Origin of the sequence: Desulfoferrobacter suflitae, from assembly GCF_022603395.1 — a bacterium.
GTDB lineage: Bacteria > Desulfobacterota > Syntrophobacteria > Syntrophobacterales > Syntrophobacteraceae > Desulfoferrobacter > Desulfoferrobacter suflitae.
Genome location: NZ_JAIBKA010000007.1, coordinates 273929 through 287146, shown reverse-complemented (window position 1 = coordinate 287146; position 13218 = coordinate 273929). Strand labels below are relative to the sequence as shown.

The 13218-nt window shown below is 54.4% G+C and carries 12 protein-coding genes; 7 read left to right on the top strand and 5 right to left on the bottom strand.

Annotation, left to right across the window (positions count from 1 at the left end):
• The 3 genes from K1V27_RS14350 to K1V27_RS14340 form a co-directional block, all read left to right on the top strand.
• Positions 1-306, top strand: a 306-nt coding sequence (locus tag K1V27_RS14350; protein ID WP_258930727.1) for a nitroreductase family protein, incomplete at its 5' end; no start/stop codon positions are given.
• Positions 307-724: 418 nt separating this feature from the next.
• Complete coding sequence (locus K1V27_RS14345; protein ID WP_258930726.1) at positions 725-1084, top strand: hypothetical protein; 360 nt, start codon at positions 725-727, stop codon at positions 1082-1084.
• Between the two features lie 198 nt (positions 1085-1282).
• Positions 1283-1987: a PP2C family protein-serine/threonine phosphatase gene (locus tag K1V27_RS14340; RefSeq protein ID WP_258930725.1), complete on the top strand. Its 705-nt coding sequence runs from the start codon at positions 1283-1285 to the stop codon at positions 1985-1987.
• 185 nt (positions 1988-2172) lie between these two features.
• Here K1V27_RS14340 and K1V27_RS14335 read toward each other — a convergent pair whose 3' ends face one another.
• Entirely contained in the window at positions 2173-3879 is a 1707-nt protein-coding gene (locus tag K1V27_RS14335; protein ID WP_258930724.1) for a potassium channel family protein, read from the bottom strand.
• Positions 3880-4145: 266 nt separating this feature from the next.
• A complete protein-coding gene (locus tag K1V27_RS14330) occupies positions 4146-4583 on the bottom strand; it encodes a hypothetical protein (protein ID WP_258930723.1) in 438 nt (145 codons plus the stop codon).
• Positions 4584-5370: 787 nt separating this feature from the next.
• Between K1V27_RS14330 and K1V27_RS14325 the strand changes: the two genes are divergently transcribed.
• Complete coding sequence (locus tag K1V27_RS14325; RefSeq protein WP_258930722.1) at positions 5371-7038, top strand: ATP-binding protein; 1668 nt, start codon at positions 5371-5373, stop codon at positions 7036-7038.
• A gap of 93 nt (positions 7039-7131) precedes the next feature.
• Positions 7132-8523 carry a sigma-54-dependent transcriptional regulator gene (locus K1V27_RS14320; RefSeq protein WP_258930721.1) on the top strand — a complete coding sequence of 464 codons (1392 nt, stop codon included), beginning with the start codon at positions 7132-7134 and terminating at the stop codon, positions 8521-8523.
• A 58-nt stretch (positions 8524-8581) separates the two neighbouring features.
• On the opposite strand, the gene K1V27_RS14315 is transcribed toward K1V27_RS14320, so the two are convergent.
• The 3 genes from K1V27_RS14315 to K1V27_RS22840 form a co-directional block, all read right to left on the bottom strand.
• A complete protein-coding gene (locus tag K1V27_RS14315) occupies positions 8582-10684 on the bottom strand; it encodes a heavy metal translocating P-type ATPase (protein ID WP_258930720.1) in 2103 nt (700 codons plus the stop codon).
• A 146-nt stretch (positions 10685-10830) separates the two neighbouring features.
• Positions 10831-11457 (bottom strand): hypothetical protein, encoded by a 627-nt coding sequence (locus K1V27_RS14310; protein ID WP_258930719.1) that lies wholly within the window; start codon positions 11455-11457, stop codon positions 10831-10833.
• A 154-nt stretch (positions 11458-11611) separates the two neighbouring features.
• Positions 11612-11722 carry a helix-turn-helix domain-containing protein gene (locus K1V27_RS22840; RefSeq protein WP_353740580.1) on the bottom strand — a complete coding sequence of 37 codons (111 nt, stop codon included), beginning with the start codon at positions 11720-11722 and terminating at the stop codon, positions 11612-11614.
• A gap of 590 nt (positions 11723-12312) precedes the next feature.
• Between K1V27_RS22840 and K1V27_RS14305 the strand changes: the two genes are divergently transcribed.
• Complete coding sequence (locus tag K1V27_RS14305; protein ID WP_258930717.1) at positions 12313-12618, top strand: hypothetical protein; 306 nt, start codon at positions 12313-12315, stop codon at positions 12616-12618.
• A gap of 59 nt (positions 12619-12677) precedes the next feature.
• Positions 12678-13163, top strand: coding sequence for a hypothetical protein (locus tag K1V27_RS14300; protein WP_258930716.1), 486 nt, complete (start codon positions 12678-12680; stop codon positions 13161-13163).
• Positions 13164-13218 lie beyond the last annotated feature (55 nt).

The window sequence follows — 13218 nt, the reverse complement described above, 5'->3', positions numbered from 1 at the left end:
TATATACCAAAAGAGATCATTTGTCATGAAAGCGAAATGGATGAGCGAGGTCGCTTTCATCTTGAATTCAAGAGGCACAGTCGTCTTCTGAGTGCTTCCGCGCTCATCCAGAATTTGCTGTTGATTGCCCATGCCAGAGGACTCGGGACCTGCTGGATGACCGGTCCCCTGTATATGAGCCAGGAGATCAATGAATTCCTCGGGCGGCAGCAGAAAGAACTGGTTTCTCTCATAACCATTGGATATCCGGATCAATCCCCACCGGCACCGGTGAGAAAAGAACATGTGATACACTGGATCGATTGATGGTCATGAGATCTACTCTGACACCGGCGTCAAGTTTTTCGAAAAAACGATGAAGTCGACAGATCTTGATGTCCGGTCCTGCGGACTACTCCATTCAATTCCAGTGAAACAGCAGTCATGTCCCGCATGGCCCGGCCCTGTCCACGGCCTTGTTTCAGTTTGATCCTGTGGCTATTTTTATTTTGTGGTAGACGGGAAAGTCTTCTGGGGAGTTGCCTTGAGTACAGCACCACACAAGAGAGTGCCCGAAATGCAGCGGACTTACAGGGGCTTAGGTGGAGTGGAGCTGTTCTTAAACTTATGCACGAGTCAGACAGATAAGCTTTGCCGGGTACGTTTCCGAGCGATCTTGGAAGGGACCTGGAGATCAGTCTGTAGAAAATGGTGGGCGAAGCTTTAATCAGCAAAAGAATGATTCATGGCGCATGATGAGCAGCGGGTGAAGCGAATTGCGATGATAAAAAGAAATCCTGTCGGATATCTTGATAGCGCTTTAAAGACCTTGAAAACTTGTCATTGTGAACAACTTGTTGATTGCCTGTATGTTTTCGAGCGGCTGGGCAGCGGAAAAGCCGGGCAATTGCTCGGTTCAACAGAAGAAACGGCGAGCGTGCGCGATCAAATCCCCGCGGGTCTGTGGCTGAAGCATTTACCGCCAGAGGAGCGGGACAAGGTGAAATTGACGCTCAGCACATTTGGCATAAACATCAACAGGAAAAGCACCGCAGAGGTCATCGCCGAAGTTGAGGCGAAGTTGCAGGAGCTGCTCAAGGCTTGAAAAATCGGAGGTGCAGACCAGTGCGGCTGTGCCCCACAGCGATGCCGCTGCAAAAACCGGCAAAGAAGGTGTTGGGTTGCGCCGCGCGAGCCGCGCAGCTCAAACCAGTCTGAGACTGATTAGTCGGCTCGATCCCCGTGAAAAGTCTGGGTTGAGCGAAGCTGATTTCCGGGGAGTGCGAGGTATCATAACAGCAATATGAAAACACATGGCGTGACCCATATCGGACGGCGCGAGAGCAATGAGGATCGTTTTGCCGTCAAGGAGTTTGGTGACCGTAAGGTGTTATTGGTCGTCGCAGATGGAATGGGCGGGCATGCCGCCGGTGAGAAAGCTGCAGAAATTGTGTGCGCGAGCCTGCTGAAGTATGACAGCCATGCGGCTGGTCCCGAAGACGAGTTGGCCAGGCTTGCGCGCGAGGCCAACCGAAGAGTTTTGCAGCAGGTGCGGCTGGATTCCGGGCTGGAAGGCATGGGATCTACTCTGACCGCTGTGTTCGTTGATAATGGTGTGGCGTATTGGGGGAACGTGGGTGACAGTAGACTTTATTTGGCCCGTGGGGGCATCGTGGTGCAAATCACGGACGATCACACCGTTCCGGGTGTGATGCTTCGACAGGGTACTCTGGAGCGCGAAGGGGCGCGTCTTCACCCCCTGAGGCATATGCTGTTGAGCTGTATCGGCAGAGAAGAATTTCGCATGGATACCGGCCGTTTCACTCTGGATTCCGGGGATCTGTTGCTGTTGTCCACCGACGGTCTGCACGATCAGCTCACGCAGGAACAGGTGGCATCCATTGTACATGGCAAGGCCGACCTCAAATCCCGGCTGTGCGCCCTGGTAGATGCGGCACTTGCCGCCGGGGGGCGGGACAACATCACGGTGGTGGCGCTCGAGACTTAAAACTATTGCAACATTATGCTTTATCGTCACCCGGTACGTGCCGGGATACGGGAATGGCCGAAATCCTGGATTCCGGTTTTTGGTGAAACGGTCTGTGAACGAGGTTTCCCATGTGTTGCGATAGCCAATCTTAAATTGGCCGGCTGCGTTGCGACGCCATCTCGGCCAATCGGGTTTTGGGCGGCTCAATAGACCATGTGCGGAAACTCATGGATAAACCTCTTCTCGGCGTCGGCGACGCCGATCAGGACCAGGTCGTCATGTTCCCTGAGGATAATGGACGGTTCCGGGTTGATGATCAACTGCTCCCCACGCTTAACGGCAATCACACTGCAGCCGGTTTTTTCTCTTATGCGGTTTTCGCGCAACTGCTTGTTGATGAAGGAGGGACCGACAGTCGCCCGGAATATGCTCAAGCCTTCTGAAAGCATCAGCAGCTGGCCGGGTTTGAGTAGATTTATGATGGTGTTGGTGCACAGGGAAGTGAAAGACATGACGAGGTCAGCCCCCGCCCGATGCAGCGTTTCGACGTTGCGATCGAGACTGGCTCGGCTGATGATTTGTGCATCGCGTCTCAGGCGGCGGCAGTAGATGGTCAGATAGATGTTCAAATCGTCGTCATGAGTGGTGATAATGACGGCGGGGGTATCGTTGATGCCTGCTTTGAGCAGAACTTCAAGATCACCGGCGCTCCCGAGGATGAAAGTTGATCTCTTGTCGACGATGTCGCGTCTCTTTTCCACCACTCGGTAATGGATCCCTCGCTCTTCAAAGTTGTCCGCGATGGACTGGCCTACCCTCCCGCCGCCCAGAACCAGCACCGGGCCTTGGTTGAGGTGGTGCTGGCCGGCACTGCTGATCAGCCTGTCATAACGTTCGAATTGTTCCGCGGAACCGGCTAGAAGCAATACATTGGAAGCATCTATGATGGTGTCGGGATGGGGAATTTCAAGCTTTCCCCGTTCCCAAATCCCCGCAACAGTGACACCGGTGATTTCGCGCAAACGACTTTCGGCCAGTGTCTTCCCCTTGAGGCCCGTGTGCAGAGCCGGCGCCTCGGCGATCAACAGTCGATCAAACCTGCCGACAATGTTGGCCTGCATGTCATGTCCTGCGACTCTTCGAGCCAGGGATTTGCCCAACATCTTGGTGAACTGGAACACGTGGGTGCTTCCGGCCAGCTGCAAAATATCCAGCGAATCATCCAAGTCCGCATTGGTCACCGTGGTCACCTGGTCACTGAGTCCCCTGATGGTGAACAGAATATTGGTGCTTTTCATATCTTCGTTCAGGACCACCACCAAAGCAGCCTGTTGCACGTTGAGTCGCTCATAGGTTTGCGGGCTGTCCAGATCGCCCACCATCACCTTGAAACCCATGTCATGCAGCTCCAGCGCCCTGTGTAGATCTTCGATCAGGATGACGTAGGGTATGCCGAACTGTTTCAATCGATCCACCACATTCACCGTTACTGAATCGAATTGAGTAAAAATAACATGATTCCTGATATCTTTGTCCAGCGCGCGCGGTGCACGGGCTCTGTTTTGAGCTTCCAGCCAGGGGGCATAGAAAAACTGAATAAAGGTAAAGGGCAGCATGACCAGGAGAAACACGATGCCGGTAAGCAGCACTGTTATGGAAAACAGGCGGCCGAGATCCGTCGCAAAGGTTATGTCACCGAATCCAAGGGTGGACATAACAGTCAGAGTCCAATAGAAACCGGTGATCCATGAATAATCGCGCCCTTCCCATCCCATGATCAGGTGGAAAATTATCGTATACACTACGAAAAAAAAGGTGAGTACTGCGAGGAATTTGAGCAGCAGGCGCACATTACTTTGACCGAACTTGTCGCGCAACAAAGCAGCCACTTGAGAAGATATGGACTTCATCAATTTAAAAATCCCAGAAAAGTCTGTTTCAGCAAACGGTTCTTTCTGCAGATCGCCCTCCCCGTAGGGCGGCTACGGCATCCTTCCCCGGCAGCCCTCGTGTACTCCCCTGGTGAGAGGGCTTTGCTCCCTGCTTCCATGATTGCCGGGACTGGAGACTATCGCTGCAGGAGAATTCGTGAAGGCATTGAGCTTAGTCTGGACCATGAGCTGCCCGATACGCGGCCATATGCTCTGCCGCGGCGAGAAGTCTGATTCGGGGCGCTTTAATAGATGGATTCGATGCTTCCCGTTTCCTTGGTTACTCGCCATGTATCCACCGGCGACCCATTCTTTGAGGTGATTTCCACCAGGTAATGATCTCCCTCATCGGAAATCTTGCCAAGTCTCAGGTTGGGGTTCCTGGTCGCCTCGAGTTTGTCCTTAACGAGCCGCTCGGCTTCCCTTTCGGAAACAGGGCCGCTTGCCGTCTGTGAAGCCTGCTCGGGGCTCGCCCGCCAACCACCACCCTTCCACGGGCAGCGTCCTCCGGGCTGTGGCTGCTGACGTTGGAAAGCCTGTCGACTGGCTTTCCAACCGCTCCCCGCCCAGGGACAGCCGTGCCCTCCCGCTTTCCGCCCGCTGCCCTGCTGGGCCAAAACCGTCTGAGCCAGGATAAGCGCTGCGACTACCGGCAGCGCAACCATTAAAAAAGTGCTGCGCATTACAAAGCGCCCTCGGTTACTCCCTGCACGCTGCCTTTTGTCGCCACCCGGACAGCGTGTGTACAAAAGCGATCCCCTGAAAAATTCTATTCCCATGATAATACTTCTATACCGGTTTTGCATTAGAGGTTTCATTATTCGCAGGCCTTGTTGATGGGTTTCGCTTCGCTCTACCCATCAGTGACTAAACAGTCTGCAAAATTCTGGAATGCAGGATTCGATCTTCAACAAGGATACAAGGCGCCGAGTAAAAGTATCAAAAAATGTGCCCATCAGTGTACCATGCGATCTGCTTTCTGCAATCGTGAGGGGAAATGTTTCCCTAAACAGGGGCTTGTCCGGAATGCAGGATCCCTCGCAAGGGAGAGGGAGCCCTCGGACAGCCCCCTGGCACTAAAACCGGCATTTCCTTCCCTTCTCCCGCCCTTGCGGGGGAAAAGGTCCGACGCAGGGGACATCCTAAGCTGATTTCTCCCTCATCCTGAGCCTCACCCGAAAGGCAGGGAAACACGCGTGATTCCAGGCAGGGCAAGGAATCTTCAGTATAGCAATAGTACGGGTGGATCAGCGGGCATTGGTTAAAAATTATCCATTCTATTGGTAATTTTTAACCAATGGGCTAAAAAATATTGACCCATACGCTGTCTGACAAGATCGACGCGGGTTGGCATCAAATCTGGAAAGCAGTGAAATATGGCTCATGCACGACGCCATAAGAGCCGCTGGCATGGAATGTGACTGAGGTTTGCAGTCTTCGCCTTGAAATCCTCGGTACAAGGGATGTGAAATGAACAGGCAAACGGATTCTTGTGCAGCACAGCCCTCCGCATGGTCGTGGCTGTCGCCCTGGATGATACTTGGCATGGCTGGTATCCTCGGGGGCATCCTCATGGTTTTGGCCCTCAAGAACGTGCATCGTGAGCGGGAATTCATGGAGCAGGCGCTGCTTTCCGAAGCGATTGTTCTGATGAATGCGCTGGAAGCGAGCAGCCGCATGAGCGGATGGGGGCAGCATCAGACCCAGTTTTTGCTGGAGCAGACCGCCCAACAGCCGGGAGTCCTGTACGTGGCTTTAGTGGCCGCTAACGGGCAGGTGATTGCCGACAGCAATCCCGACCGGGTGGGCATGGCCATGCCCTTTCAATCACCCCAGCCCGGCGAAGTTTTGCACCGTTTTTCGCAGCAAACCGCGGGCAAATCCTTTGACGTCATTCGTTCCTTCAAACCCCGCCCAGGGCGTCGCACCTCCCGCCATGGGCCAGCGCCGGAAGATGATCTGTTCATTGTGGTGGGGCTCGATCCCGCGCCTTTCGAAGAGGCTGTGCGGCAGGACCTGCACCAGACCATTCTGCTTTTTTCCATCATGTTTTTGGTGGGGGCGGGCGGTTTCATTTCTCTGGTATGGGCCTCCCATTATCGGCAGGCAAAACGTTCTTTGAGGGATGCTCAAGCATTCACGGCAACCATCATCAATCAAATGCCGGTGGGCATGATAGCAACCGATGAGCGTGGTCGGATTCAACAGATCAACAACGCAGCGAAAGCCATACTCAGGCTTCCCGGGGATTCTTTGGGAAGCCTTCAGGATTTGCCGGGTCTTGCCCCTGTCGTGCGTGAACTGGAAAGCGAAGAAACCGTGCTGGAAGAAGAGATCCAATGTGAGCTGGACGGCAACGTGTGCGTTCCGTTACTGGTCAACGCAGCGGTGATCCGTGATGGGGAGCGACATGTGGTGGGCCATGTCTTCCTGTTCACAGACATGACGGGTATCAAGCAGCTGGAAGAGCAGTTGCGCAGGAGCGAACGGCTCGCTTCACTGGGCAAGCTGGCAGCCGGGGTGGCACATGAAATCCGCAATCCACTGGGATCCATTAAGGGTTTCGCCACCATTCTGGCCGGCCGTTCGCAACAGGATGAACGCAGCCAGGAGATCACCCGGGTGATGAAGGATGAAGTGGATCGATTGAATCGGGTCGTTACGGAGCTCCTGGAGTTTGCCCGCCCCACTGAAATAACCAAGCGGCTCTATCCTTGCAGACATCTCCTGCAACACACTCTTGAGCTCATCAGAAGTGATGCGGCGCATCATTCGGTGGAGATTGACTGGCGCGTGGTGCCCGACGACCTTGAAGCGGCTGTCGATCTGGACAGGTTTTCGCAAGTTCTTTTGAATCTTTACCTGAATGCCCTCCATGCCATGGAGCATGGGGGTGTTCTTCAAATCGCCGTTTACCGCGAAGCTGACGCGGTGGTATTTAGGGTGGAAGATACCGGCGCGGGCATTGCGGCGGAAGATTTGCCGCATATTTTCGATCCCTATTTCACCACCAAGGCTAAGGGTGTCGGGCTTGGCCTGGCAAATGCGCACAAGATCGTCGAGGCGCACGGAGGAACGATTACCGTGTCGAGCAATGCGGGCGAAGGTGCGGCCTTCATTGTTCGGCTTCCCTTCTGATCTGTGCTTGCAGCTGGCTAAAGATACTGGAAGCCTTGCCTATCGAGCAACTGTGATCTCCAGGCAAGGCAGGAGGATTGGACAGGATTTCCCATGGCAAATAAGACTCTCCCGCTGGTGCTCGTTGCGGATGATGACGGAGCACATCGTCTGATGTTGAGGACTCTGCTTAAGGATTGGGGCTATGCTGTTGAAGAGGCACCGGATGGCCGGATGGCGGTGGATTTTGTCCGGCTGAGGCCGGTGGACCTGATCTTGATGGATATGCGCATGCCGGTTCTGGACGGTCTCGAGGCAACCCGTCAGATTCATCAATTCAATCCGGCCATCCCCATCATCATCATCACCGCCTATTCGTCTATCCCAACCGCTGTGGAAGCGCTTAAATCCGGTGCCTTCGATTACCTCACCAAACCCCTCGATTTTGATGCCGCCAGGGTCGTGATTGACAGGGCCCTCAAACATGTTCGACTTGAACAGGAAAATGAAGGACTTCGGCAGCAGCTTGCACGCCTACAGGTGTCCCGGCTTGTCGGCAACAGTCCGAGCATGCAGGGCCTCTTGGAAATGGTTGCCCTGGTCGCTCCCACGGAAGCCACCGTGCTGATCACGGGTGAGAGCGGTACCGGAAAAGGGCTGGTGGCGAGAGCCCTGCATGCCAACAGCGGCCGCAGGGAAAAACCCCTGATAGAAGTCAATTGCGCTGCCATTCCGGAGAATTTGATGGAATCGGAATTGTTCGGCCACGAGAGGGGCGCCTTTACCGGAGCCGACCGCAGACGTTCCGGGCGCTTTGCCCTGGCGGACGGCGGTACCATTTTTCTCGATGAAGTGGGGGATTTGCCCTTGCTGATGCAGGTAAAGTTGCTGCGAGTGCTGCAGGAGGGAGACATTCAGCGCGTTGGAAGCGATTCGGCTATACCTGTTGATGTCAGGGTGGTTGCCGCGACCAATCGAGATCTCGAACAGATGGTTAAGGATGGAACTTTTCGCGAGGACCTCTACTACCGGCTCAATGTGGTGAGAATCAATGTCCCTCCCTTGTATGAAAGGAAGGAGGATATTCCACTGCTGGCCGAATATTTCCGGCAGCGATTTGCTGAAAAAAACCGCAAAACCGTGCGCGGAATCACACCCCGGGCTATGGATCTTTTGGTCAAGCACATGTGGCCGGGTAATGTCAGGGAGCTTGAAAATGCCATGGAAAGGGCAATCATCCTGGTGCAGGGAGACTACATTTCCGAGAGGGAATTGCCCGCGCCCATCCGAGAACTGGCGGCCGAGTATGGTGGAGAGGAACTAGGCGAGAAGGAACCCTTTGCACTGAATGCGGACTGGACACTGGCTGAAGTGGAAAAGCAGATGATTATGAAAATGCTGGAGGAGACCGGAGGCAACAAGAGTGAAGCAGCGCGCCGTCTGGGCATAACCCGGCGGACTCTCAAGCTGAAGCTGAAAAAGTATGAAGAGCAGGGTCAAAGGTAGAGGGTGGGGGATCTTGTCGCTGGCGCCTTTGTGCCGGCGGTATGCCGGCGTCGATGAATTACTTCGGAGGAGTTTGCTGGTGCCGCAGCAAGCGGGCGGAGTTGGCCAGGATTCCCAGGTCCGGCAGCGATTGAGCGGCTGCGGCAAGGATGGGCGGCAAAAACCCCAGGGCGGCGAGCGTCAAACCGACAACATTGTAGATTCCCGTAAAAACCAGGTTTGATTTGACCACGGACATGGTGCGGCGAGCAGTCAGGAATGCTTCCGGAATGAGCCCCCAGTCTTCGCGCATCAGGGCGATGTGGGATGCCTCGATGGCGATGTCCGTCCCGGCGGCTCCCATGGCAATGCCGACATCCGCCTGTGCTAATGCCGGCGCATCGTTCACCCCGTCCCCGACCATCACTACAACACGCCCCAGCGCCTGATATTCTTTGACTGCGGCAATCTTAAGTTCGGGCAGGAGGTTGGCTCGATAAGCCACTCCAATCTGCCGCGCAAGGGCCGCTGCAGCCTGCTCATGGTCACCGGTCAGCAGCTCGATGTCACGCATGCCGAGAGCGCGCATCCTGTGAATGGCTGTCGGAACTTCCTCGCGCAAGGTATCTGCAGCGGCCAGGACTCCAACCAGGCGGCCGTCACGTTCAACATACAGGAGGGTCTTGCCCAGTGCTTCCAAGTGTTGTGCGGGTGGCACCGGATCTGTCAATGAAAGCATTTGCCGGCTTCCCACGACAACCTGTGCTCCTTCGACGGTGGCGCGAACACCCTTGCCGGGAACTGCTGCAAACTTGGAGGCTTCAAAAAGCCTGAGGTTTCGCGCTCTCGCAGCAGCGACCAGTGCTTGGGCCAATGGATGTTCGGAATAGCGCTCGACGGAAGCGGCCAAAGCAAGGATTGCATCCGCTGACAGGTGACCGCAGGGCACAATGTCGGTGATCTCTGGGCGTCCGAGGGTGAGCGTTCCGGTTTTGTCGATCAACAAAACATCGGCCTTTGCCAAAGATTCAATGTACTTGCCTCCTTTTATCAGGAGTCCTCGTTTGGCACTGGCGCCCACCGACGCAAGCATGGCAATTGGGGTGGCGAGCGCGATGGAACACGAACAGGCGACAACCAAAACCGCCGCAACCGACAGCGGATCACGCCTGAGGATAAAGGTGAGCAGAGCTATGGCCGCCACTATGGGTAAAAAGTAGCCACTGAATTTGTCTGCAAAACGCTGTACGACGGCTCGGTTGGCTTCCGCCTGCTCCACCATTCGCACCACCCGTCCAAAGGCAGAGTCGGCCCCGATGCGGGTGGGCCGGATTTTCAGACTCCCCAGCTGCACAATGGTGGCTGCATAGACATGGGAACCGGCGGTCGCTTCCGCCGGCATGGATTCACCGGTGATGGCCGCCTGATCGATGGTTCCGTGCCCCTCCAGCACAGTTCCATCGACGGGTATTTTTTCCCCCGGCCGGACAATCACCAGGTCTTCCGGAGTGACGGCATCCATGGCGACTTCCTGCTCGCTTCCGCCTCTTTCAACCCTGGCGGTCTGCGGCGCCATTTGCATCAGGTCGTTGACGGCTGTACGAGCACTCTCGGTGGTGAAGCTCTCGGCGTAATCGCCAACCCGCATGAAGAATACGATCACTGCAGCAGTCGTCCATTCTCCAACGACCAGTGCAGCCAGCAATCCCATGGTCATCAGGGTGTGAGGTGTGGCCCGCCCCCTGAGCGCGCTATGCAAGACGTTTTTCAGAACCGGCCAGCCGGTCAGAAGAACAATCGTCACGCCAAGCCAGAAAGGAACCAGTGAAGTGATTCGCCTGAAAAGACCGAGCCATTCTCCGAGCACAACGACGCATAGCACGGCCCCGAAAACAAGGGCAAGGAGCCCCAGGATCCGCCGTGAATAATTCTGGATGCCGCGTTTATCCTGGTTTTCTCCAAGGGGCCCGGTCGTATTATAACCGGCCCGCTTCAGGGCCATGCGTATGGCCGCAGGATCGGTAAGCGCCGGGTCGTATTGGACGACGGCTTTCCGCGAGCCCACAAAAAGCTTGGCGGACCTTACGCCGTGCAGCTGTTCGATGGCCTGCCGAACATGCCGTGCACATTCGGAGCAATCGAGGCCCGAAATGTTGGTTTCAAAAGTCTCAAGATCAGCCAATAGAGCCTCGCACCTTTCTATGCGGCAGCTGTCCAAAACCCCACAATTCCTCTATCGCAGCTTGCCCGAGGATCCCTCTTCCTTGATGGTGGCGAATATACCATTTGCGAACAGTCTCCTGGAGAGACCGGAGTCTGGAACAGGCACTACCTGGGAACAAAATATTCGATGCCGGGGAGTTCCTTTGCCGCTTTTGTCCTGGTCGGAGTTCTCCGACCGGATTGCGCCGATTTTTCGGCATGGCACTGGCGTTCTCTTTCCACGGCCGTCCAGTTGGTCAGCTTGATCACGTTGCCGTCCGGATGGTCCAGGTTCCCTTCCACGGCATGCTGGAGTATCATGCTGATGCTGTCTTTGTTGCTGTTCTTGAAGGACCATTTCCAGGCGATGAAATGATGAAAAGCATCACCTCGCCACTCGCTGGGCCGCCCGAATTTCTTCTTGAAGGCGTTCAACAGACTTTCGTAGAATTGTTTGGAAGAATCGGCATACTTCATTTTGATTCTTACGATTTCCCCCGGTTCGGTGCAGGTTCCATAAACCACGGTTCCTTTCTCGTAGCCGAGCGCGGGTTTGGTATTGACTTCGGTGAGGAACCTCATGTCAGCGACCGGAATCGCGGTTTCCTGGTCAATAAGGTCCTGGTACTGGCTGATGTCTGCGCCTAACCTGAAGCCGGCCACTTCGGTGGGATTTGGTGCGGCTTTTGCCTCAGGAATGCTACCCATTGCAAAGCAGAAAACAATCACCGCCAAAGATGAAAATGTGCGCATCGATTTCCTCCTTTTGCTGGAGTTAGTTTTGCGGAGCCATGGCTCATACCCGGGACAGGTTTGCAACTGTATCAAATTGTATTCTAAAACGATGTTCGGAAGAACACCTATGAAAAAAATATTCACTCAGGACTTCCGAAAGCCACCATTTCTGTTAGCGCTCCTCCTCGATGCCATAGTCGTGCAGCTTCTTCCTGAGAGTCGGACGGCTCACCCCAAGTATTCTGCACGCTTCCCCATAGTTACCGGTGGTATGTTGCAGCAAATAGCGAGCGGGTTCTGTCGATCGCGACGACGGATCAATTCAATACGTCGTTTTGGGGGGAATTGCCAAAGCCGATCAAAAGAAAGCCATTCCAGCACCCATCCAGCGTTATCCGTGGGAAGCTTTCGACCAGGTCGGATTCCGTTGTGCGCTGGATATCGAGGTGGAGTGATCTCCTTCCGTCCAACCGGTCAAGCGTTTTGTTGAGCTGTATCGGATGTCAATCCCTGCAGGGTTCCGCGGTGGGTCTCGGGGTATGAGCCTTCAGAAGTGAAAATATTTTACAGGCCGATGAAAGTTTCTTTCAATTTCTTCTTCCGATCAGTCCAAAACGCTCATAACAACAGCCAAATCAGGTTGGCATAAGTATTGCTTCACCAACAAATGTAAAATGCCCGAAGGAATCTCTTGTAAGCCTTCAGTCGGCCTGGCAAGAGAAACTTTACAACCCTTAGCCAATAGAATCAAAGTTGGCAAGGCGAGACCTCAAAGGGTGGTTTACGATGGAGAGGGATCTATATGCTCCCTTTTTGAGGGATATGATCCTTGCCCTGACCATTCCCGAACAACCATCAAACAGGAGGCCGATCATGGCAAACGAAAAGACTAAAGGGCGCGAATCTGACCGGGGAATTTTTGACCGAGACGACGACTCGTCCATCCCGGGCAAAGACGGGATGAGTGCCGCTACGGCTAAAGCCGTCATTGACCGCGATCTTCGGCAAAAGATTATGCAGGATTACGATCTTGTTGAGCTGGAAAATAAGGGCCGTTACTATGCTGCTAAGGCATATAGCAAAGACGGCTGTTGGCTCAATGAACTTCTGATCGACAAGCAAACAGGCAGCATCAGTGTGGTGAGCCGAATCGAAATGCACCGAGATGGAAACGCTTGAGCACCTTCTGCGAGATACTGACTGTGATGAAGGTGATTGCAGCAGGAAAGGAAAACACTATGAAAACAAAGATTATTGTCCTCGCGATACTGGTGATCGTTTTTTCCTTCACATCCCACATCCCGGCGCAGCAAACCGACCCTGACGCGCATCAGGCGGAATCGAGTGAGAGGTCTGGTCATGCACAGCACCATGCGGTGGTGGAAGAGAACATCGGGCAGGACGAATCGGCTGATATGATGTCAGAGCACGGCCGCATGATGTCCATGATGCAGAAAATGGATCAGGAACTGGCGAGCAGAGTTGCTGCCATGAACTCGGCAACCGGCGACAGAGAACAAATCGAGGCTATGAAGGCGGTCATCAATGAGTTGGTGTCGCAGCGCAAACGAATGCACCAGAAAATGATGGGTATGCAGGGTAAAATGTGCAAAATGATGGGTCGAATGAAAGCCCGCAACAGGGGGGAGAAACCTGTCACACTGAGAATGGGCCAAAAGGAAGATGGCAAAGACAAGAACATGATCATAATCATTCAGGAGTAACCTCATTTCTAAAGCACGACAGCGAACCAAGGGTGATGCGATTCGCAGGAAGATT